The 22,387-nt window shown below is 58.6% G+C and carries 21 protein-coding genes; 10 read left to right on the top strand and 11 right to left on the bottom strand.

The window, feature by feature from the left end:
- Positions 1–29 precede the first annotated feature (29 nt).
- The 8 genes from GOW98_RS18370 to GOW98_RS18405 all read right to left on the bottom strand — a co-directional run bounded on the left by GOW98_RS18370 (position 30) and on the right by GOW98_RS18405 (position 7,435).
- Positions 30–896 carry an alpha/beta fold hydrolase gene (locus GOW98_RS18370; protein ID WP_170334698.1) on the bottom strand — a complete coding sequence of 289 codons (867 nt, stop codon included), beginning with the start codon at positions 894–896 and terminating at the stop codon, positions 30–32.
- A 181-nt stretch (positions 897–1,077) separates the two neighbouring features.
- Positions 1,078–1,905, bottom strand: a complete 828-nt coding sequence (locus GOW98_RS18375; RefSeq protein WP_170334700.1) for an alpha/beta hydrolase — start codon at positions 1,903–1,905, stop codon at positions 1,078–1,080.
- A 3-nt stretch (positions 1,906–1,908) separates the two neighbouring features.
- Positions 1,909–2,787: a tryptophan 2,3-dioxygenase gene (locus GOW98_RS18380; RefSeq protein ID WP_170334702.1), complete on the bottom strand. Its 879-nt coding sequence runs from the start codon at positions 2,785–2,787 to the stop codon at positions 1,909–1,911.
- Between the two features lie 63 nt (positions 2,788–2,850).
- Positions 2,851–3,879 carry an L-threonine 3-dehydrogenase gene (tdh, locus tag GOW98_RS18385; RefSeq protein WP_170334821.1) on the bottom strand — a complete coding sequence of 343 codons (1,029 nt, stop codon included), beginning with the start codon at positions 3,877–3,879 and terminating at the stop codon, positions 2,851–2,853.
- A gap of 19 nt (positions 3,880–3,898) precedes the next feature.
- Entirely contained in the window at positions 3,899–4,849 is a 951-nt protein-coding gene (locus GOW98_RS18390; RefSeq protein WP_170334704.1) for a PLP-dependent cysteine synthase family protein, read from the bottom strand.
- Positions 4,846–6,033 carry a glycine C-acetyltransferase gene (locus GOW98_RS18395; protein WP_170334706.1) on the bottom strand — a complete coding sequence of 396 codons (1,188 nt, stop codon included), beginning with the start codon at positions 6,031–6,033 and terminating at the stop codon, positions 4,846–4,848. Before GOW98_RS18395 ends, GOW98_RS18390 begins: the two co-directional genes overlap by 4 nt.
- A 128-nt stretch (positions 6,034–6,161) precedes the next feature.
- On the bottom strand, positions 6,162–6,794 hold the full coding sequence (locus GOW98_RS18400; RefSeq protein ID WP_170334708.1) for a sulfotransferase family protein: 633 nt from the start codon (positions 6,792–6,794) through the stop codon (positions 6,162–6,164).
- 77 nt (positions 6,795–6,871) lie between these two features.
- On the bottom strand, positions 6,872–7,435 hold the full coding sequence (locus GOW98_RS18405; protein ID WP_170334710.1) for a helix-turn-helix domain-containing protein: 564 nt from the start codon (positions 7,433–7,435) through the stop codon (positions 6,872–6,874).
- Between the two features lie 117 nt (positions 7,436–7,552).
- Between GOW98_RS18405 and GOW98_RS18410 the strand changes: the two genes are divergently transcribed.
- Positions 7,553–8,728 (top strand): acetyl-CoA C-acyltransferase family protein, encoded by a 1,176-nt coding sequence (locus tag GOW98_RS18410; RefSeq protein WP_170334712.1) that lies wholly within the window; start codon positions 7,553–7,555, stop codon positions 8,726–8,728.
- Between the two features lie 93 nt (positions 8,729–8,821).
- Here GOW98_RS18410 and ubiB read toward each other — a convergent pair whose 3' ends face one another.
- Together ubiB and ubiE are read right to left on the bottom strand one after the other, a co-directional pair.
- Complete coding sequence (gene ubiB, locus GOW98_RS18415; protein WP_170334714.1) at positions 8,822–10,351, bottom strand: 2-polyprenylphenol 6-hydroxylase; 1,530 nt, start codon at positions 10,349–10,351, stop codon at positions 8,822–8,824.
- Positions 10,352–10,354: 3 nt separating this feature from the next.
- Positions 10,355–11,107, bottom strand: a complete 753-nt coding sequence (gene ubiE / locus GOW98_RS18420) for a bifunctional demethylmenaquinone methyltransferase/2-methoxy-6-polyprenyl-1,4-benzoquinol methylase UbiE (RefSeq protein ID WP_170334716.1) — start codon at positions 11,105–11,107, stop codon at positions 10,355–10,357.
- Between the two features lie 228 nt (positions 11,108–11,335).
- Here ubiE and GOW98_RS18425 point away from each other — a divergent pair, with 228 nt between their 5' ends.
- From GOW98_RS18425 to recF, 7 genes are all read left to right on the top strand, one after another.
- The gene (locus tag GOW98_RS18425; protein ID WP_170334718.1) at positions 11,336–11,989 is read left to right on the top strand and encodes a hypothetical protein; all 654 of its coding nucleotides are present in this window, start codon (positions 11,336–11,338) and stop codon (positions 11,987–11,989) included.
- Positions 11,947–12,798: a bifunctional DNA-formamidopyrimidine glycosylase/DNA-(apurinic or apyrimidinic site) lyase gene (gene mutM / locus GOW98_RS18430; protein ID WP_170334720.1), complete on the top strand. Its 852-nt coding sequence runs from the start codon at positions 11,947–11,949 to the stop codon at positions 12,796–12,798. The genes GOW98_RS18425 and mutM overlap by 43 nt, the downstream gene beginning before the upstream one ends.
- Positions 12,799–12,864: 66 nt before the next feature.
- Entirely contained in the window at positions 12,865–13,641 is a 777-nt protein-coding gene (locus GOW98_RS18435) for an enoyl-CoA hydratase (protein ID WP_170334722.1), read from the top strand.
- A gap of 226 nt (positions 13,642–13,867) precedes the next feature.
- Complete coding sequence (gene rpsT, locus GOW98_RS18440; RefSeq protein ID WP_058282200.1) at positions 13,868–14,131, top strand: 30S ribosomal protein S20; 264 nt, start codon at positions 13,868–13,870, stop codon at positions 14,129–14,131.
- Positions 14,132–14,685: 554 nt separating this feature from the next.
- Positions 14,686–16,077 (top strand): chromosomal replication initiator protein DnaA, encoded by a 1,392-nt coding sequence (gene dnaA, locus GOW98_RS18445; protein ID WP_170334725.1) that lies wholly within the window; start codon positions 14,686–14,688, stop codon positions 16,075–16,077.
- A gap of 226 nt (positions 16,078–16,303) precedes the next feature.
- Entirely contained in the window at positions 16,304–17,425 is a 1,122-nt protein-coding gene (gene dnaN / locus GOW98_RS18450; protein ID WP_170334727.1) for a DNA polymerase III subunit beta, read from the top strand.
- Positions 17,426–17,464: 39 nt separating this feature from the next.
- The gene (recF, locus tag GOW98_RS18455; RefSeq protein ID WP_170334729.1) at positions 17,465–18,562 is read left to right on the top strand and encodes a DNA replication/repair protein RecF; all 1,098 of its coding nucleotides are present in this window, start codon (positions 17,465–17,467) and stop codon (positions 18,560–18,562) included.
- Here recF and GOW98_RS18460 read toward each other — a convergent pair.
- A complete protein-coding gene (locus GOW98_RS18460) occupies positions 18,559–19,125 on the bottom strand; it encodes a carboxymuconolactone decarboxylase family protein (RefSeq protein WP_170334731.1) in 567 nt (188 codons plus the stop codon). The genes recF and GOW98_RS18460 overlap by 4 nt on opposite strands.
- Before the next feature lie 98 nt (positions 19,126–19,223).
- On the opposite strand from GOW98_RS18460, the gene GOW98_RS18465 reads away from it, so the two are divergent.
- Complete coding sequence (locus GOW98_RS18465; RefSeq protein ID WP_170334733.1) at positions 19,224–19,796, top strand: TetR/AcrR family transcriptional regulator; 573 nt, start codon at positions 19,224–19,226, stop codon at positions 19,794–19,796.
- A 102-nt stretch (positions 19,797–19,898) separates the two neighbouring features.
- Positions 19,899–22,316: a DNA topoisomerase (ATP-hydrolyzing) subunit B gene (gene gyrB, locus GOW98_RS18470; protein ID WP_170334734.1), complete on the top strand. Its 2,418-nt coding sequence runs from the start codon at positions 19,899–19,901 to the stop codon at positions 22,314–22,316.
- Positions 22,317–22,387: the final 71 nt, after the last annotated feature.

Below are 22,387 nucleotides of genomic sequence, written 5' to 3' on the forward strand. Positions count from 1 at the left end.
GCTGTGCGGACAAAGCTGCCCTTGGCTTGCTAAGACAGACTAGCAACCGCGCCGACAAATTCGATCCACCGCTCGCGATCCACAAACCCGTAATGTCCAGCGTCCGGCCACTCATGCGCTGTGCAGTTGGGAAGCTCGGAGCAAAGGTGTCTTGGCATTTCCGGTGAGATAATGTCGTCCGCAGAACCGTAAAACATATTCACTGGTTGCCGGACTTCATTCGGTGAGAAGCCCCAGTCCCAAAGTGCCATGGTCATTTCAAAAACACCTTCCTCGTGTTGTTGGTAACCAAGGCGAAAGTTATCTTCGAACAAGGCTTGCTGCTCTGGATTGCGAAGGATCGTTTTAGCTTCGTTGGGCATTTGGTCAACGACAGACTCCACATAGGATGGGATGTCTTTTAGAGCACTTTTAGCGCCCGAACGCTCGGCCCAGCGGATCAGGAAGGTCAGATGGCGCAGTTTCGCGATGGTCTTCAGGTCCTTCAGCACCAGCATTTTGGTGACACCGGGCTCATCGAATGGGGCAACAGGCGAAGCGAGCGCGACCTTGCGCACACGTTCGGGCATATGAAATGCTACCGCCAAAGCATGGGGGCCGCCTCCGGAATGGCCAGCTACGTTGAAGGTATCAAGGCCAAGATGGTTGGCCAGATCCTCCATATCAGCGCCCCAGTCGACCATTCGCCGATCCTTCTTTGGGCTCGACCCTCCAACCCCGGGTTCGTCGGCTGAAATCCACCGCACTCCAAGCGAAGCAGTTAGATTGTCGTCGGGGTGACGAATGACGTGAGAGTCGGAAAAACCATGGCTAAAAATCACGGGTGTTCCGTTTGGATCGCCGTAAGTGCTAAATGCGAGTGCTCTGCCATCTCTGAGAGTTAAACGTTCAGTCAAATTGCCCTCCTAAAGCAAAATACCATTTTGTAGTGAGTTCGTTTGGTTGCTGGCATAGATTTGCTAAGAGGATACGTGCCGCATTCATTTTTCGTACCATAACTATTGATCCGTACAAGGAAACCCAGATGTCAGTTTGGTCTCGAACCAGACATTTTGGGCGCGCAGCAAATACCCTTGCCTATTTCGACCCCGGCAAAAACGTCCCCGGATGCATGATTATATCGAAGTGCTGCATCCCCTTTTTCAGATCGAAGCCGACTGAATGGCCGCCCTTGCGTAGTAATTCGGCATAGTCGCGGCTCTGGCGGATGAACTCGGGTGTGTCCCGTTCGGCCACGGTCACGTGATAACGCGGGCCGGGTCGGGGCACGTGGCGGATCGGAGAAAGATCGTTCACCTCAACCGGGGTCAGTTGCAGCGGATCGTTGACCGGGGTCAGGCTGATCGGTTCCAGATCGTAGACCCCGCTGATCAGAATCACGTCGCGCACCCGCATCCCTGCACGGGCCAGTGCATCGGCCGAACCTGCCATAACCATACTAACCAATTGTGCCCCGGCACTGTGGCCGGACAGACTAACTCGGGATGGATCGAAGCCCAGATTGAACGCGTTCTCTGCCAGCCAAAGCAACGCGTTGCGGCATTCCTCAATCATGTCCCCGATGCGCGCATCCGGGGCGAGCGTGTAGTTCAGAGTAGCAAAGGACTGCTCGGCTGCGATCAGCGCAGGGGCCATCATCGCCGATTCACGCTGACTAAGCGCCTGCCAATAGCCGCCGTGGATAAACACATGCAGCGGTGCGCCTGCGCCTTTTGCGGGAAAGAAATCCAACACCTGCGCCGGGCTGTCGCCATAGGCCAGGTTCTCTTTCACCTTCATCTGTGCCCGGTGCTGTGCGCTAAGCGCGGCGTAGCTGTCGACATAGGGGGTCAGGTCACCGCCGATCATCGACCGGGGCGAATATTCCTGATCCAGTTCGTCCTGAGTGAAACCCCGGTACAGCATCGCTTACTCCTGCTCGGTATACATCAGTTCGGTGCGTACATCGTAGAGATCATGGAAAAAGCGCAAATCCAAGGCCTTGCGCAGAAAGGCCACGCCGCTGGATCCGCCAGTGCCGGGCTGGTTGCCGATCACCCGCTCGACCGCCGTTACGTGATCAAACCGCCAGCGCTGGAACAGGGATTCCACATCCATCAGCTTTTCCGCCAGTGCATAGAGGTCCCAATACCGATCCGTGTCACGGAACACCTGCACCCAGATTTTCACCACGCGCGGGTCGCCGGAATAGGGCTGTGCAAAATCCCGCTCCAGCAGGTCCTGCGGTACGTCAAGCCCTTGGCGGGACAGCATAAACAGTACTTCGTCATAGAGGGACGGCTTGGTCAGCGCGGTGTTCAGCATCTCCATGACTTCCGCGTCATGTTCATGCACTTTCAGGGTCGCGGCATCCTTGTTGCCTAGAATGAACTCGATCTGTCGGTAGCCATAGCTTTGGAAACCAGACGAACTGCCTAACGCCTCGCGAAAGGTCATGTAATCGGCGGGTGTCATGGTCAGCAAAGTTTCCCAGGCCGAGATCAACTGGCGCTGGATCGCCTTGACCCGGTCGAGGTTTTTCATCGCCGGGCCAAACGCGTCCTGTTGCAGGAAGTGGCGCGTCTCGACCAGTTGGTGATGCATCAGCTTCAGCCATAGCTCGCTGACCTGATGGATGATGATGAACAGCATCTCATCCGGTTGGGCGGGGTCCTGAAAGGTCTTTTGCAGGTTCAGTAGGGTCTTGAGTTGCAGGAAATCTCCATAGCTCTTGCGATGGGTCTGCGCGAAATCAGTGACCAGAGAGTCCTCGATCCCGCGTTCCAGATACCTGTCCTTGTCGCCCATGTGCTCCTCCAAACGCGCGGGTTATTCCCTGTTTAGGGTCAAAACCCGCGCGGTGCCAGAGCGTTAGGTCCAGTCTAGCACCACCTTGCCGGACCGGCCCGATTTCATCGCGGCAAAGCCTTCGGCGAAATCGTCGACCTTCATCTGGTGCGTGATGACCCGGCTGACGTCCAGACCGTTCTGCAACATGGCGATCATCTTGTACCAGGTCTCGAACATCTCACGCCCATAGACGCCCTTGATGGTGATGGCCTTGAACACGATGCGGGACCAATCGACTGGGGATTTTCCCGGCGGAATTCCCAGCAGGGCGATTTTTCCACCCATCACCAGCGCCTCGACCATCTGGTCCAGCGCGATTTGTGAGCCGGACATTTCCAGACCCACGTCAAAGCCTTCCTTCATGCCCAATTCGGTGATGACGTCTTGAAGATCCTCCTTGGAGACATCGACGGTGCGCACGGTGGGTACGACATGCTCGGCCAGTTTCAGACGATCCGGGTTAATATCTGTGATCACCACATGCCGAGCACCTGCATGACGCGCGACTGCCGCGGCCATGATGCCGATGGGGCCTGCGCCGGTGATCAGAACATCCTCACCCAGCAGATCAAAGCTGAGCGCGGTGTGTACGGCGTTGCCTAGCGGGTCGAGGATCGCTCCGATCTCATCCGGGACATCATCCGGCAGAGGCACCACGTTGAACGCGGGCAATTTCAGGTATTGCGCGAAAGCCCCCTGTTCGTTCACGCCGATGCCCCGCGTTCCGGGGTCCAGATGGAACTTGCCCGCACGGCTCTGGCGGCTGTCTGTGGTGATCAGATGGCCCTCGCCGGAACAGCGCTGGCCGATTTCAAGGCCCGTCACGTTGCGTCCAAGTTCAACGATCTCACCGGCGAATTCGTGGCCGGTGATCATCGGGATTGGCACGGTCGCGGCGGCCCATTCATCCCAGTTCCAGATATGGATATCGGTGCCGCAGATGCCGGTCTTGTTGATGCGGATCAGGACCTCTTCCGGGCCGATTTCGGGCACCGGGGCCTGCACCATCCACAACCCCTCTTCGGGCTTGGATTTCTCAAGTGCTTTCATGCTGTTGGCTCGCATGAGTTTACTCCCACAAATCGGTGGACAGGTATTTCAACCCGCTGTCACACATCACAATAGCAACGCAGCCGCCCTTTTCGGGCCCCCGCAACAGGTCGATAGCCGCAGCAAGGTTGGCCCCTGCTGAAAAGCCGGCGAAAATGCCCTCGGTCCGGGCCAACAGCCGCGCGCCTTCTCGTGCTGCGTCGCCAGAAACTGCCAAATGCCCGGCCAGAGGTGTTCCGTTCAGATGAACCAGATCACCCATGGCATAGCCTCCGCCCTGAATTGGGTGACCGGGGTTGCTGACTGTTTCTCCGGCCAATGCGCGGGCACCTTCGGGTTCGACTGCATAGCATCGCACGCCCAGCGTTGTCAGGTATTCTGCCGCTCCAGCCAGAGTGCCGCCAGACCCAGCAAAGTCGCAGAACGCCGTTACGGACCCGCCGGACTGGTCCCAGATTTCAGGCCCCGTACCGGTGGCATGGGCTTTGGGGTTACCCGAGTGACCGAACTGATCAGCCCGAAACGCCTTGCGTTCGAAGGTGATGCGTTGCGCGGCGTCATCCACCAGCGCTAGATCGGCCCCCGAGACTTCTCCGGGTTTGCTGCCCTCGGCTTGTGGGACGATCACGACTTCGGCCCCCAAGGCCCGCATCATCCGCGCGCGTTCGACCGAGTTTCCGGCGCTCATGACCGCTACAAAAGGGTGCCCCAGAATGCCGCAGACAATCGCCAAACCGGTGCCCATATTGCCCGAGGTCAGTTCGACAACCGTTTGCCCTGAGGCCAATGTGCCGTCTGCGCGCGCCAGTTCGATGATGGATTTCGCGGCCCGGTCCTTTTTGGAAAACCCCGGCAGCAGATAGTCCAGCTTGGCCAGAATGCGACCTTCCAGATCAAGGTGCTGGCAAACGCGTGAAAGGTCGACGAGCGGGGTGCCTCCGATTGCGTCGATCACAGAAGGCAGAATCACGAGATCACTCCCAATTCCTTGCCGACCTTGCCGAAGGCCGCCAGTGCTCGGTCTAATTCGTCCTTGGTCAGAGCCGCATTCATCTGTGTTCTGATCCGTGCCTGCCCGCGCGGAACGACGGGGAAGAAAAAGCCCGAAACATAGACGCCCTCGTCAAACAATTTTGCAGCCATATCCTGCGCCAAAGTCGCCTCACCCAGCATCACCGGGATAATCGGATGTTCGCCGGGCAGAAGGTCAAAGCCCAGCTTCTCCAACCCTGCGCGCCAGTATTTGGCATTGCCGAAAAGTTGGGCCCGCAACATGTCGCCCTCTTCGACCAGTCGGATCGCTTCCAGACCGGCCGCAACGATGGAGGGAGGCAGCGAGTTTGAGAACAGATAGGGCCGCGCACGCTGCCGCAGCAGGTCGATTACTGGCTGCGGCCCGGCGATGTAACCGCCGATTGCCCCGCCAAGTGCTTTACCCAAGGTGCCTGTCAGGATGTCTACTTCGACGCCGAAATGATCCGGCGTGCCCGCACCGTTCGGCCCCATGAAGCCTGTGGCGTGGCAGTCATCCACCATGACGATAGCGTCATACTTGTCGGCCAGTTCGCGAATCTTCGGCAGGTTGGCCAGATAGCCGTCCATTGAAAACACGCCGTCTGTCGCGATCATGATATGTCGCGAGCCATCCTCGCGCGCCTGTTTCAGCCAGGCTTCGAGGTCGTCCATGTCATTGTTCATGTAACGATAGCGCTTGGCCTTGCACAGCCGCACCCCGTCGATGATCGAAGCGTGGTTCAGACTGTCCGAAATGATGGCATCTTCAGGCCCTAACAAAGGCTCAAACAGCCCGCCATTGGCGTCGAAACAGGCGGCGAACAGAATCGCATCGTCCTTGTTCAGGAACTGCGCCAGCTTTTGCTCCAACTCGCGGTGAATATCCTGCGTGCCGCAGATGAACCGGACCGAGGCCATGCCGAAGCCCTTGGGCTCCATAGCACCCTTGGCGGCGTCGATCAGTGCCAGGTGATCGGCCAGACCCAGATAGTTGTTGGCGCACAGGTTGATCACCTGCTTGTCGCCCACCGTAATCTCACCGCCCTGAGGCGAGGTGATCATTCGTTCGCTTTTGTACAGGCCTTCAGCTCGAATCTGGTCGAGCGTTTCGGTGACGTGGTTCAAGAAATCTTGCGACATCGAATCCTCCTTGCGCAGGACATTATCTATCATAGCGGAATTGATTCCGGAATACGGGAATTCTGTATTGCGGAATAAAATCCGAAATATTGGAAATGCAAGGGGTACACCTTGCTGGATGCATCTAACTAATTTGTGTCGTTGATCTTTTTTTGAAACTCTTTGCTGGAGTTGGTCAGAGGATAGGGTTCTTCAGGGGCGTCGACCCCAAGGAATTCGCATAGTGGGTCCCAACCACTCCCGGTTTCATAGATCAGCAACCGGTCCGCCGCGATTGTCTGGCCGACCGCATCAACATGTGCCTTGAACACGCGTGTTGCGTGCTCGCGGTCATTCATTTGGCCCTCAAAGATATCCTGTACAATGAACTTGCTGCACATTTCGGCAATGGCATTTAGGTGCGGTTGATCGTGCTTGCCCCGCATCGTTGTCATGAACGGGCCAATTGTGGCCTGCACACTGTCAAACCATGCGTCAGGGTCACGGACGCTCAGAATGACTTTGGCGGCGGGGTAATGCGTGGCGAGCTGTCGCCAGTAAGCGGCGCCGGGCCAATCGACCTGCGCGCGATAGCCCTGAAACATGGCATCCCAATCCGAAGATTCCCCGCGTGCCGCAGCCTCCCACGCGGGCAGTTGCTTGGGATTTTCGCGAACTTCGAACATGTGATGACAGGGTCCAAAGCCCAGTTGTTCCAAAGCGATTTTCAGAGAATTCGTTCCTGTGCGGCCAAATCCGGCCCCAATAACTTCAAGCCCCATCCGGATGCCCCCAATGGTTGATAAAGCTAATAGCTATCGCAGGTTCGGCGTTTTCCCCAATCTTAGGGCCGAAACGTTCAGGCGTTCTTAACGATCAGGAACACGCGCGCGGTGCTTTTGGCTGTGATCGAATGGGTCACGTCAGCGGCATAGCGTGCGGTGTCACCTGCCTGCAGATCGTTGACTGCAGTGCCCGAAGTCACGCGGACCGATCCTTCCAGCACCGTCAGTTGTTCGCGTGCACCGCGTGCATGGGGTTGGCTGGTCAAAGCGCCATCGGTGTCGAATTCGATATCGTAGACCTCGTGCCCACCGGCCTCTTCGGGCGGTGAGAGGATGCGGATACGGCAGTTTTGACCCATGTTGTCGATGCTGGGTACTTCGGCTTTGCGCAGAACTTCGATCTGGTCGGCGGTGTTTGCGTCTTCCAGCAGGCCCGCGAAATCGACCTGCAAGGCGCGGGTCAGGTTCCACAGGGTCGAGATGGTCGGGCTGCTTTCACCGCGTTCGATCTGGCTGACCATGGAACGAGACACACCGCTGAGATTGGCCACGGCTTCAAGCGACAGGCCTTTGGCCCGGCGCGCCTCTTTCAGGCGGGCAGGCAGGCGTGTCAGGATATCGTCAGTGTTGTCCGTCATGACGGAATTTCATGCGCCGTGTGGGGGTGGATGTCAATTCCAACCGTGACGGGACGTCTCATAGGACAGGTCTATGCCGCAGATGCATAATGGCCCCGAATCCCGGAGGAGACAGACATGACCGATATCGTATTGCTGGACGGTGCCCGCACCGCAATTGGAACCTTTGGCGGCGCGCTGGCGTCGACCGCGCCCATCGACTTGGCGACCGTTGCCACCGAAGCTGCGTTGGAACGCTCGGGTGTTGAAGGCGCTCAGATCGGGCATGTGGTGTTTGGTCATGTCATCAACACTGAGCCACGCGACATGTACTTGTCCCGTGTTGCCGCGATGCAGGCGGGTATTCCGAATGGAACGCCCGCGATGAATGTGAACCGGTTGTGCGGATCAGGCGCGCAGGCGATTGTCTCGGCGGTACAGTCCCTGATGCTGGGCGATGCCGAGTTTGCCGTAGCCGGCGGAGCCGAGAGCATGTCGCGCAGCCCCTATATCGTGCCGCAGGCGCGGTGGGGCGCAAAGATGGGCGACGTTACTTCGCTGGATATGATGCTTGGGGCGCTGAACTGTCCTTTCGGCACCGGCCATATGGGTGTGACGGCTGAGAATGTCGCTGACGAGCACCAGATCAGCCGCGAGCAGATGGACGACTTTGCAGTGACCAGCCAGACCCGCGCTGCAGCGGCGATCGATGCAGGGTTTTTCGACAGCCAGATCGCGCCGGTTCAGGTCAAGGTCAAGCGGGATATGGTGGACTTCAAGGTCGACGAACACCCCAAGGCCACCACGGCCGAGGCTTTGGCAGGGTTGCGGCCAGTGTTCAAAAAGGATGGTCGTGTGACCGCGGGTAACGCCTCGGGCATCAATGACGGTGCTGCGGCCATGGTTCTGGCCACGGCAGAGGCGGCTGAAAAGGCTGGGTTGAAGCCTAAGGCGCGCATTCTGGGCTATGCCCATGCCGGTGTCCGCCCCGAGGTGATGGGGATCGGGCCCGTTCCAGCCGTGCGGAACCTGATGGACAAGACCGGCCTGTCGGTGGATGATTTCGACGTGATCGAAAGCAATGAGGCTTTCGCGGCGCAGGCTCTGGCGGTCAATCAGGAGCTTGGGTTGGATGCGTCCAAGGTGAACCCGAATGGCGGGGCGATTGCCCTGGGCCATCCGGTGGGGGCGACCGGGGCGATCATCACGCTGAAGGCGCTGTACGAACTGGAGCGCACGGGTGGGACCAAAGGGCTGATCACCATGTGCATCGGAGGCGGACAAGGGATTGCCATCGCCATCGAGCGGCTCTGAGTCGGGGCCGGGCAGGGGGGCTGTCTGCCCCCATCGCGCGGGGCGCGATTCCCCCCGAGGATATTTTGGACAGATGAAGCGGGCGGGATGGCTTTAGCTGAGCGCGTTGAGCAGCAGAACCAGCGCAGCGCCAACAGCAGCGCCGATACCGGCTGGCAGGGCCGCGGACCACAGAGGTGATGTTTGCGGCTCGTCCTTCTGGGTCTGGGCAATCAGAGCGTTTTCGACCAACCCCGGCAGGCGCGGGCCAAACCGGGCCAGAACCCAAGCCGTTTTGCCGAAATCGCGCAGGGCTGCGCGGGGGCCGATTGATTGTTTGATGTAATCCTCGACCACGGGGCGGGCGACTTCCCAGATGTTCGTGTGTGGATCGAGCGAGCGTGCGACGCCCTCGACTACCACCATCGTCCGTTGCAGCAGGATCAACTCGGTCCGGGTTTCCATGCCGAATCGTTCGGTGACTTCGAACAGGTAGTTCAGCAGGCGGCCCATCGAGATATTCGAGGCGTCCATGCCAAAGATCGGCTCACCCACCGCGCGCAGGGCGCGGGCGAATTCATCCACATCCTGGTTGGCGGGAACGTATCCGGCTTCAAAGTGCACCTCGGCCACGCGTTTGTAGTCGCGGCGGATGAAGCCGAAGAGGATCTCGGCATAGACCCGGCGGGTGTATTCGTCGATATGGCCCATGATGCCGTAGTCATAGGCGATGATATCGCCATTGGCCGCGACCTTCAGGTTGCCTTGATGCATGTCGGCGTGGAAATAACCGTCGCGCAGGGCGTGCAATAGGAACAGGCGCAGGACGCGTTCGGCCAGATCGCGGCGGTTGTGCCCCGCCGCATCGAGCGCTTCGTTTTCGCCCAGCGGAATACCGTCGGCCCAGCTGAGAGTCATCACCCGACGGGCAGAGAGTGACCAGACCACAGGCGGCAACCAGAACCCGGCATCGTCCTTGGTGTTGGCGGCGTATTCCGACGCGGCAGCGCTTTCCAGACGCAGGTCCAGTTCTCCGCGCACGACGCCGTCAAAGTGCTCGATCACCTCCATCGGGCGCAAGCGGCGCGCGCCGGGGGCGAACAATTGGACAATGCGGGCGGCGAAGTAGAACGCGTCTACGTCTTTGCGGAAGGCGCGTTCGATGCCGGGGCGCAAGACCTTGACGGCAACGTCTTCGCCGGTGCTAGTCAGCTTGGCCTTGTGGACCTGTGCGATCGAAGCAGCTGCGATGGGTTCGCTGAATTCCGAGAACACCTCATCCACTGACTGACCGAGTTCTTTTTGAACTTCGGCCATGGCCTCGGCTCGGGAAAAGGGCGGTAGCTTGTCCTGCAGCACGCGCAACTGGGCGGCCAGCTCGTTGCCCACCACGTCAGGGCGGGTCGAGAGCACCTGACCGAACTTGATATAAGCCGGGCCCAGCGCAGTTAGTGCACGGGTGGCGGGAGGCATGTCTGGGTCGCCCTTGTAGCCCAGCCATTGGAACGGTTTGCCCAGAGCGTGCGCAATAAAACGCAAAGGACGTGGGGCCTCAAAAGCGTCCAGCACCACATTCATGGCGCCAGTGCGTTCAAGCGTTGCGCCTGTGCGGATCAGGCGGATGATGTTGTGAGGGCCGCGCATGTATCAGATCTTCCAGCCGGAATGCAGCGCGGCGATACCCATGCTGAGGTTGCGGTACTTGGCATTTTCGAACCCGGCGGTGCGGACCATGTTCAGGAACGTCTCTTGATCCGGGAATTTGCGGATCGATTCTACCAGATACTGATAACTGTCGTAATCATTGGCGATGAGCTTACCCATGCGAGGGATGACGTTGAAACTGTACAGATCATAGAGCTTCTGCAGCCCGTCATTCGGCAACTGGCTGAATTCCAGCACCATCAGGCGGCCACCGGGTTTGAGCACGCGGAACGCTTCGTTCAGGGCTTCTTGCGGGCGGGTGACGTTCCGGATGCCGAATGAGATGGTGTAGACGTCAAAGGTGTTGTCCTCGAACGGCAGCGCCATCGCATCGCCCACCACCCAGTTCAGGCTGTCGGACATCTGATCGGCCTCGGCACGTTGGCGGCCTTCGACCAGCATCGGTTCGGTCAGGTCCAGCACGGTGGCGTGGCCATAGCCCGCGCGTTTAAGGAAGCGGAACGAGATATCGCCCGTACCCCCCGCCACGTCCAGCAGCCGCTGACCGGGGCGCGGAGCCAGCCAATCCATCATCGCGTCTTTCCAGACCCGGTGGATGCCCATCGACATGACATCGTTCATCACGTCGTATTTCGAGGCGACCGAGTTGAACACGCCCTGTACACGCCCGGCCTTGTCGGCCTCGCGCACGGTTTCGAACCCGAAATGTGTGGTCTTGTCGTTGCTGTCGGACATTGAAAGGACGCCTTTGCCTGTGTTGCTCATCCTTATAGGGCTCAGCGCCGGGAAGACAATCGCGCCCCGCCTGGACGGACAGATTGGCGCAGTTTGGTGCGCTCCAAAGTCACAAATGTGCCCCATTGACGGTACATGTTCGCGGCGGGTTATACACGGCAGCCCGCGTGATAGGACATTGCTGACAAAATGATTGAGGTTACTCCGCTTCTTGTCCTTCAGACGTCGGTGTTTGTCATACTGGTTGTCTTGTTTGTCCGGGCGATCCGCTTTGGGCGCCAGTATTTCGCGAAATGGCGCGGTCCGAATGAATGGAACGACATACACGATCAGAGCAAGGACCTTCCAATATGGGATCGCGGCTTCGAAAGAACGGCCATGCGCGGCAGCCAAAGTTCACCCGAACACACACTGAATAAAACCACCTATCGGACGACCTATGGGCTGCGTTTTAAAACTCTGTTTGTGCTCGTGGCGGTTTATCTGGCTCTCGCCTACAAACTCGATGTTTACGCGATGGGAGCGCTTGAGGCGGAATTCGGCAGTTATCCCGTCACCCTTTTCAAGGTCGCGCTGATAGCAGTGCTTGCCTTCAATGTGTTGCACCATTTCGTCTATCGGTTGACCTTTGATGGAAAGGAACTGACCGTGACCGGGGCATTGTTTCAACGCCATTCCTTTGATCTGGGCAAGCTTGTGGCGGTCGAACACAGCAACGGTCCGATGTATCGTTTGCGTTTTTCAGATGGGAAGACGGCGCGCATTCTGAGATATGTAACCGGACATGATGAAATGGTGCGAGCGCTGGAAGGCGCGTTGGCGGCAAATCAGGAGAGCACATGCCGGAACTTCCCGAAGTCGAAACGGTCCGCCGTGGGCTGACACCCGCCATGGAGGGCGTGGTGATCGAACGGGCCGACGTGAACCGCCCCGATCTACGCTGGCCCTTCCCTGACCGCATGGCCGAACGGCTGACCGGGCAGCGGGTTGACCGGCTGCGGCGGCGCTCGAAGTATATTCTGGCTGATCTCAGCAATGGTGAGACCTTGCTGATTCATCTGGGAATGTCCGGGCGGATGACGGTGTCGGGTGATCCGCTGGGTCAGTTCGTACACGAACACCCGATGCCGGAAAAACATGATCATGTTGTGTTCCACATGGCCAATGGCGCGAGGGTGACCTTCAACGACCCGCGTCGGTTCGGCGCGATGGACCTGCTGCCGACCGCTACTGCCGAGGCGCATAAACTGTTGTCGGTTCTGGGGCCGGAACCCCTGGGAAATGATTTCCACGAACAGCACTTGATCGAGGCATTCAAGGGCAAGAACACACCGGTCAAATCGGCGCTTCTGGATCAGGGAATCGTTGCCGGATTGGGCAATATTTATGTTTGCGAGGCGCTTTATCGCGCAGGCGTGTCGCCACGTCGCAAAGCTGGACAGATTTCTGCGGGGCGCGTTGCGGCGCTGGTACCGATCATCCGGCAGGTGCTGCAGGACGCCATCGAGGCGGGCGGCTCATCCCTGCGTGATTTCCGCCAAGCCGATGGAGAACTTGGATATTTTCAGCACAGCTTTGACGTTTATGGCCGCGAGGGCGAACCCTGCCGCACCGATGGCTGCGATGGCATCGTCAAAAGAATCACCCAATCCGGTCGCTCATCCTTCTATTGCGCGCAATGCCAAAGATAGCTTGATCCAGCGCCCTCGCGTGATAAGGAATCGTATCTGAACGGAACAACCGGAAGCTTACACCTCATGGCTTTTGAGACGATCATCGTCGAAATCGAAGACCACGTCGCACTTATAAAGCTCGACAGACCCGATGCACTGAACGCGCTGAACTCGCAGCTCACGCAAGAGCTTAGCTCAGCGCTTGAGGATGCGGATCAGAACGACAAGGTGCGTTGCATCGTCATCACCGGCTCGGACAAGGCCTTTGCGGCTGGTGCGGATATCAAAGAGATGTCCGAGATGAGCTTTGTCGACGTCTACGAGGCGAACCTGTTCGGCGACTTCAATGACCGCATCTGTGCGATCCGCAAACCGGTTATTGCCGCCGTGTCTGGCTATGCGCTGGGCGGCGGGTGCGAACTGGCGATGATGTGCGATTTCATCATTGCCGCTGACACTGCAAAGTTTGGTCAACCCGAGATCAATCTGGGCGTCATTGCCGGACTGGGGGGTACACAGCGCCTGACCCGCTTTGTCGGCAAGTCCAAAGCGATGGACATGAACCTGACCGGCCGTTTTATGGACGCCGAAGAAGCCGAGCGCGCCGGGCTGGTCAGCCGCGTCGTTCCGGCCAAGAAGTTGATGGAAGAGGCGATTGGTGCGGCTCACAAGATCGCCGAGAAATCCCAGCTGAGTGCGATGGCCGCCAAAGAGGCCGTCAACCGCAGCTACGAAGTGACGCTGAGCGAAGGCCTGCTGTTCGAACGCCGCGTCTTTCATTCCATGTTCGCGACTGAAGATCAGAAAGAAGGCATGGCCGCGTTTCAGGAAAAACGCGCTGCCCAGTTCCGCGACAAGTAATCCGCGCGCAACGGATCGGAACGGGCGGGCCTGACCCGCCTTTTTCATGCCTGCCATGCACCGCGAAAGAATCCGCTTGGCAAAGCCGGCAATCTTGGATAACTAGCGCCGCTATACATGCGCGTGCGGCCCGCTTGGCCCGACTCACACCCGTGATTCTGATCCGGTGCGGATAATCCGTGACGCGTAACCGAATATAACCGTACCGAACGAAGGTCAGAAACACATGGCAAATTCGCCCCAGGCTAAAAAACGCGCGCGTCAGAACGACAAGCGTTTCGCAATCAACAAAGCACGCCGCTCGCGCATCCGCACCTACTTGCGCAAAGTCGAAGAAGCGATCGCATCCGGCGACAAGGATGCAGCGACCGCAGCCCTGCGCGCAGCTCAGCCCGAACTGATGCGCGGCGTCACCAAAGGCGTCTTCCACAAGAACACCGCCTCGCGCAAGATGTCGCGCCTGTCGGCACGGGTCAAAGCACTGGGCTAAACCTAAAGGTTGACGTAAGGTCAACAAAACAATGCTAAATTGTTTACAAAAGCGTCACAATTCGTGGCGCTTTTTTCGTGCTGTTGCCTGAAAGCCGCGTCTTCACGAAGCCGAGAGATTCTTTCTGCCGAAGACCCGAGTCAACATCAGAGTTTCGTTGCCGTACGCCATGGCCTCTTGTTACCACTAAGTCAGCGATTCACTCGCTTGGGGGGACAGGCTGTTTCACTGATTATACTGACGGGCATCAGGATGGTCGTGAAACAAATGTCGGCAAACGGATACTGCCTGTTTGCTGGTCTGCTATAGGTTTTTGGGTCACCAAAGATCTGAGCCCTGTCTAAAACATGTTTGCGATGCGCAACCCGGCCTACGGGGAGCCCGGTTTATGGGTGTCCATTGGCTAGGCCGTGCTGACTATTACGACATCCTCGCCAAATCCATGTGGTTTGGCGTATGGGTACCCTTTTGCAAGTGTACGCCAATAACCGGGTAACCGGAACTGGGTAATAAGGCCGACAGGCCAATAAAGAATGGGATGCGTGAGGCGCTTGATGACACAAGAAAAATGGGGACAACTGCGTAACAAATTGCTCAAGGCGGTCGGTAAGAACAACTATACCACCTGGATCGAACCTCTTGAATTCCAAGAGCTGCAGGATGGTGTGGCGGTGTTCTCGGTTCCGACGAATTTTATGGGCAACTATGTGAGCCAGAATTTTGCGGACCTCATCTTATATGAGATGAACACCGCCGGGGAATCGGTTCAACGATTGGCGTTTCGTGTTGCCGCCAATTCGCCGGTGCGCCCGTCTAACGAAACTGCACCCGCAGTCGTTCAGGATACGCCTCAGCCTCAATCTCTGTCACAGCAGGCCGAGTCGGCAAATGATGCGTTGGAATCGCTGCAGGCCGCGCCTTTGGACGCCCGTTTTACTTTTGACAGCTTTGTGGTCGGCAAGCCGAACGAGCTGGCCCATGCTGCGGCGCGCCGTGTGTCCGAAGGCGGCCCCGTCACCTTCAACCCGCTGGTTCTTTATGGGGGCGTTGGTCTGGGTAAAACGCACCTGATGCACGCCATCGCATGGGAGCTTAAAACCAAGCGTCCCGAATTGAACGTTCTTTACCTGTCGGCGGAACAGTTCATGTACCGCTTTGTTCAAGCTCTGCGCGAGCGCCGGATGATGGACTTCAAACACCTGTTCCGTTCGGTCGATGTGCTGATGGTCGATGACGTGCAATTCATCGCAGGCAAGGACTCGACCCAGGAAGAGTTCTTTCACACTTTCAATGCGCTGGTGGATCAGAACAAGCAGATCATCATCTCGGCGGACCGCGCCCCGGGTGAGATCAAGGATCTGGAAGACCGCGTGAAGTCACGTCTGCAGTGCGGTTTGGTCGTGGACCTGCACCCGACCGATTACGAGTTGCGGCTGGGCATCCTGCAGAACAAAGTACAGCAATACAGCAATACATATCCCGACCTGACCATCGCCGATGGCGTGCTGGAGTTCCTGGCCCATCGCATCTCGACCAACGTCCGTGTGCTGGAAGGTGCCCTGACCCGTCTGTTCGCCTTTGCCTCGTTGGTGGGTCGTGAGATCGACATGGAGCTGACGCAGGATTGTCTGGCCGACGTGCTGCGCGCGTCCGAGCGCAAGATCACCGTCGAAGAGATTCAGCGCAAAGTGTCGGATTATTACAACATCCGCCTGTCCGACATCATCGGCCCCAAGCGCCTGCGGTCTTATGCCCGCCCGCGTCAGGTGGCGATGTATCTGTGCAAGCAATTGACCAGCCGCTCGCTGCCCGAGATCGGACGCCGGTTTGGCGGGCGTGACCACACCACGGTCATGCATGGTGTTAAGCGCATCGAAGAGCTGAAAACCACCGACGGCCAGATTGCTGAAGACGTGGAAATGCTGCGCCGCGCGCTGGAAGCCTGAGACATACCTCAAGTCCCTCAGGGAAAGCCTCGGACCTTTGTGCCCGGGGCTTTTTTGTGCGCATTAATCCACGGTTGCCGGTGAACTGTGCCCGCCGGGCCACGCGGCCCTTGACGCAATGGGCGTTCCGACCCAGAAAACCGTAAAAAATCCTTGTGCCTCAGGGTGGAACCGCTAACGTGCCAGTCCCGCCCATGTCGGTACGCAAGTCAGAGGAACTGAGGGTATGAAGATCAGCATCGAACGCGGCACCCTTCTCAAGGCCGTTTCCCAGGCCCAATCTGTTGTAGAACGTCGTAACACCATTCCCATACTTGCCAACGTGCTGATCGAGGCCGAAGGCAACGAAGCCATGTTCCGCGCCACCGACCTGGATATCGAAGTGGTCGACAAGGCCCCGGCGCAGGTGGAAAAGGCGGGTGCCACAACCGTGGCCGCGACAACCCTGCATGAGATTGTGCGCAAATTGCCGGACGGTGCATTGGTGACCCTGACCGCCGACAGCGCCGCAGGCCGTCTGACGGTTGAGGCGGGCCGGTCGAACTTCTCGCTGGCGACGCTGCCGAAAGAAGATTTTCCGGTGATGGCTTCGTCGGAGTATCAGTCGAACTTCACCGCATCCGCGGCTTTGCTGCGGCGGTTGTTCGACAAATCGAAATTTGCCATCTCGACCGAAGAAACCCGGTATTACCTGAACGGTGTCTATATGCACGTTGCGGACGGGTCCGAAGGCGGCAAGGTGCTGCGTTGCGTGGCCACCGATGGCCACCGTCTGGCCCGCATTGATGCCGATCTGCCGGACGGCGCGGCGGACATGCCCGGCGTGATCGTGCCGCGCAAAACCGTGGGTGAGCTGCGCAAGCTGCTGGACGATGATGAAATGGACATCGCTGTTTCGGTGAGCGAAACCAAAATCCGTTTCGCAACACCCGATATTACGCTGACGTCAAAAGTGATCGATGGCACCTTCCCCGACTACACTCGTGTGATTCCGCAGGGCAACACCCGTCAGCTGGAAGTGGACGCTGCCGAATTCGCGCAGGCCGTTGATCGGGTGGCGACGGTGTCGTCCGAGCGCTCGCGCGCGGTGAAGCTGCAACTGGATGCGGACAAGCTGGTTCTGTCGGTTAATGCGCCTGACAGCGGTGCCGCCGAGGAAGAGCTGGCCGTGGCCTATGGCGATGAGCGGCTGGAGATTGGCTTTAACGCAAAGTACCTGCTGGAGATTGCCTCACAGGTGGATCGCGAGAATGCGGTGTTCCTGTTCAACTCGGCCGGTGACCCGACATTGATGCGCGAAGGCAATGATCAAAGCGCGGTCTACGTTGTCATGCCGATGCGCGTCTGATCGACCCTGCGGGGTGATCCTTAACGAAAGGGAGGGGTCATGACTTTGGCCCTGACCGAACTTACGGTATCGCATTTCCGGTCCCACAAACTGGCGCGGCTGTCTCTGGATGGGCGGCCAGTGGCTATCCATGGGCCGAACGGAGCCGGTAAGACCAATATCCTTGAAGCTGTGTCGTTGTTCTCGCCCGGTCGCGGGATGCGTCGGGCCAGTGCGGCCGAGATGACTCGCCGCCCTGAGGCGCTGGGCTGGAAGCTGTCCGGTCTGCTGAACGCGCAGGGGCAGAACTACGAGATTGAAACATGGTCCGAAGGCGGTGCTGCACGTCAGGTTCGGATTGATGGCAAGGCAGCCAGCCAGATCGATCTGGGCAAGCTGGCGCGGGTGGTTTGGTTGATCCCGTCGATGGACCGGCTGTGGATCGAAGGGGCCGAAGGGCGCCGAAGATTTCTGGACCGCATCGCGCTGAGTTTCGACCCAGCCCATGCCGAGGCGTCCCTGACTTATGAAAAATCCATGCGCGAACGGAACCGCCTGCTGAAAGAGCAGGTGCGTGATGCACATTGGTATGCGGCGCTGGAGGGGCAGATGGCCGAGACCGGTCACCGCATTCATGCAGCACGGCTTTCAGCATTGGATCACCTGCGCGCGGCGCAAGAGCAGGCGGAAACCGCCTTCCCGTCGGCTGATCTGGAGCTGATACAGACCGAAGGAGCGATGCCCGAGACGGCCGATGATCTGCGTGAGGCGTTGAATGAGAGCCGATTCCGCGATCTGGCGGCAGGGCGGACGTTGGTCGGACCACATCGGTCGGATCTCTACGGCGTATTCGCCGCCAAAGGGGTTCCGGCCAAGGACTGCTCGACCGGAGAGCAGAAGGCACTGCTTGTGTCCTTGATCCTGTCCAACGCGCGGGCGCTGGCGGGGATGGTCGGCGCGCCCCCGATCGTGTTGTTGGATGAGGTGGCCGCGCATCTGGATGCGGGGCGGCGCGCGGCGCTTTATGATGAGATTTGCGCGCTGGGCGCCCAGGCCTGGATGACGGGCACCGGGCCTGAACTGTTTTCCGAATTGGGAGAGCGAGCCCAAACGCTGGTTGTTACCGAAGGCGATGAGGGCTCGGTCGTGACCGCTTAGGCCGGTTCGCCAATTTTGCGTTCCCACAGGAAGCCGCGCATGACTTCGTCGACCGGGGTTTTGGCCATGTGATTGACGTAGTTCGACATAGTTTTCTGCGCCAGACCCAGCACCACGTCCAGAACGGCGCGGTGCGAGTAACCGGCGTCAAAGAAGGCCTGCAGCTGTTCCTCGGTCGGGTTGCCGCGGGATTCCATTACTTGCAGGGTGAATGTGCGCAGCGCCTCAAGCTTGGGCGAAGGCAGCGGGGTTTCGTTGCGCAGGGCCTCGGTGATCTCGTCCGACACCTTCATCATCTTGGCGATGCCGGTATGCGCGGGCACGCAGTAATGACACTCGTTTTCCACGTTGATGGTCTGCCAGACGACGGTTTTCTCGTCATTGTCGAAGTCGGTCTGCAGGAAAAGGCCGTGTAGCACCTGATAGCCTTCCAGATGCTGCGGGCTTTCCGCCATCACCTTATGCAGGCCGGGCAGGCGGCCAAAGGCGGCTTGCGATTTCTCCAGCAGTGGTTTGGAACCTTCGGGTGCGGTTTCGAGGTCATGAGACGGGAAATTGGCCATGTCGGAACTCCTGTTTCTGGCGCGATGAGTCGTATTTAGGGTTTCTTGAGTGATCGCTCAAGTATATATTTGAGCAGACGTTCAAGAACTGGTGAAAAATGCCGCGCAAACCTTCCTATGACAGAGACGCACTGATCGCGCAGGCCCGTGACATTTTCTGGCGTCACGGCTGGGCGGGAACGTCACTGAAGGATTTGGAGCGTGAGTTGAAACTGAAGCCGGGCAGTTTCTATGCGGCATTCGGGTCGAAAGATGCCCTTTATGCATTGGCGCTGGAACGGTATGCGCAGGACGGGGTTACCAACATGATGGCACTGGCTAAGGAGTTGGGTCCGCTTGGCGCGCTCAAGGCGCAGCCCCGCCGCGTGGTCGAAGCGTCGGGCCTGCCGACCAAAGCCTGCATGTTGGCTAAAACCTATGCCGAATTGCAGGCCAAAGATCACGATCTGGCCGGTCAGGCGCGCACCCATATGGTTGAAATGAAAACCTGTTTCGCAGAGCTGTTTCGTCGCGCGCAAGAGGCCGGAGAAATCGCCCCCGACCACGACCCGGACCGCCTTGCCGCGCGGTACCAATCCGACCTTTTGGGGCTACGGTTGTCGGCTGAACGCGACGATGTGAACGCGGTGGAAATTGCCGAAGATATTGCGGCGGACCTCGATCAGTTGTGAACGGTAAATAAACCGGATCAGAACCACAAAATGTTGGGGGACCGCGTGACAATCCCCACCAGAAAACGTATAAGTTACCAAAATAATATAGGTACTAACGGCATGTCCGAAGACGCACAGGCACCACAGGAATACGGCGCTGATTCCATCAAAGTTCTCAAAGGCTTGGAGGCCGTTCGCAAACGTCCCGGTATGTATATCGGGGACACGGACGACGGCTCGGGTCTGCACCATATGGTGTACGAGGTTGTTGATAACGGAATTGACGAGGCTCTGGCCGGTCATGCCGACCATGTGACTGTGAAAATTCACGCCGATTCCAGCGTCTCGGTCAGCGATAACGGACGCGGAATTCCGGTGGATATTCACCCGGAAGAGGGCGTCTCGGCCGCCGAGGTCATCATGACCCAGCTGCACGCGGGCGGTAAGTTTGACAGCAACTCGTACAAGGTGTCTGGCGGTCTGCACGGTGTGGGTGTTTCCGTGGTGAACGCGCTGTCGGATTGGCTGGAACTGCGCGTCTGGCGTAATGGCAAAGAACACGTCGCGCGCTTTGAGGGCGGTGAGACAGCGGAACACCTGAAGGTGGTCCAAGAATGCGGCGACCGTACCGGGACCGAAGTACGCTTTCTGGCCTCGACCGATACGTTCTCGAACTTGGAATTCTCGTTTGAGACGCTGGAGAAGCGCCTGCGTGAGCTGGCCTTCCTGAACTCGGGCGTGCGGATCATCCTGATCGACGAACGCCCTGCGGAACGGCTTGAGACTGAGCTGTTCTATGAAGGCGGCGTGAAAGAATTCGTCAAATACCTCGACCGCTCCAAGACCCCGGCCATGCCCGAGCCGATCTATATAAAGGGCGAGCGCGACGATATCGGCGTTGAAATCGCAATGTGGTGGAATGACAGCTACCACGAGACGGTGTTGCCCTTCACCAACAACATCCCTCAGCGGGATGGCGGGACGCACGTGGCCGGTTTCCGCGGCGCGCTAACCCGGACGATCAACAACTACGCGCAGTCCAGTGGGATCGCGAAGAAGGAAAAGGTCAGTTTCACCGGCGATGACGCGCGCGAGGGTCTGACCTGTGTACTGTCGGTCAAAGTGCCCGATCCGAAATTCTCGTCTCAGACCAAGGACAAACTGGTTTCGTCCGAAGTCCGCCCCGCGGTTGAAGGCCTGATGAACGAAAAACTGGCTGAGTGGTTCGAAGAAAACCCGAACGAGGCAAAGGGGATCGTTGGCAAGATCATCGAAGCCGCGCTGGCCCGTGAGGCTGCCCGAAAGGCCCGCGAACTGACCCGCCGCAAGACGGCGATGGATGTGAATTATCTGGCCGGTAAGCTGAAAGACTGTTCCGAGAAGGACCCGTCCAAGACTGAAGTCTTCCTGGTCGAGGGTGACTCGGCGGGTGGGTCGGCGCAAACCGGTCGGGACCGGCTGACGCAAGCCGTTCTGCCGCTGCGCGGTAAGATTCTGAACGTGGAACGGGCGCGGTTCGACCGGATGTTGTCGTCTCAGGAAATCGGCAATCTGGTGATGGCGCTGGGTACTGGCATTGGTCGCGATGAGTTCAACATCGAAAAGCTGCGCTACCACAAGATCGTCATCATGACCGACGCCGATGTGGACGGCGCGCATATCCGCACCCTGCTGCTGACCTTCTTCTACCGGCAGATGCCGGAACTGATCGAGGGTGGATATCTCTATATCGCACAGCCGCCACTTTACAAGGTTTCTCGTGGTAAATCAGAAGTTTACCTGAAGGACCAGGCTGCGCTGGATGACTATCTGATCAATCAGGGCGTCGAAGGGGCTGTGCTGAAACTCGGCTCGGGCGAAGAGATCATCGGTCAGGACCTGACCCGCGTGGTGGACGAAGCGCGCCAGCTGAAACGCGTTCTGGACGCTTTCCCGACCCACTACCCGCGGCACATTCTGGAACAGGCCGCTGTCGCAGGCGCCTTTGTGCCGGGTGCCGTAGACGCTGACCTGCAAGGCGTGGCCGACAAGATCGCCGCCCGTCTGGACCTGATCGCGCTGGAATACGAACGCGGCTGGCAGGGCCGGATCACACAGGACCATGGTATCCGTCTGGCTCGCATTCTGCGCGGCGTTGAAGAGGTGCGCACGCTGGACGGCCCGATGCTGCGCTCGGGCGAGGCCCGCAAAACCGGCAGCTTTACGCAGAGCCTGCAAGAGGTCTACAACACTCCGGCCACGCTGGTCCGTCGTGACCGCTTGCAGGCGATCCACGGCCCGCTGGACCTGCTGCGCGCCATTCTGGAAGAGGGTGAAAAGGGTCTGTCCTTGCAACGCTACAAAGGCCTAGGCGAGATGAACCCGGATCAATTGTGGGAAACCACCCTAGACCCGGATGCCCGTACACTGCTGCAGGTGCGCGTGGATGATATGGTCGAAGCTGACGATCTGTTCACCAAACTTATGGGAGACGTGGTGGAGCCCCGTCGCGAGTTCATCCAGCTAAACGCGCTTAGTGTGGAGAATCTTGATTTTTGAGTTTGTTGTAGGTGCGCCCATAGCTTTGCATTTCGCCCAAAGATTTGCATTTTTGGCCCAAAACTCTGGGC

It is taken from the genome of Ruegeria arenilitoris, assembly GCF_013032445.1.
Lineage (GTDB): Bacteria > Pseudomonadota > Alphaproteobacteria > Rhodobacterales > Rhodobacteraceae > Ruegeria > Ruegeria arenilitoris_F.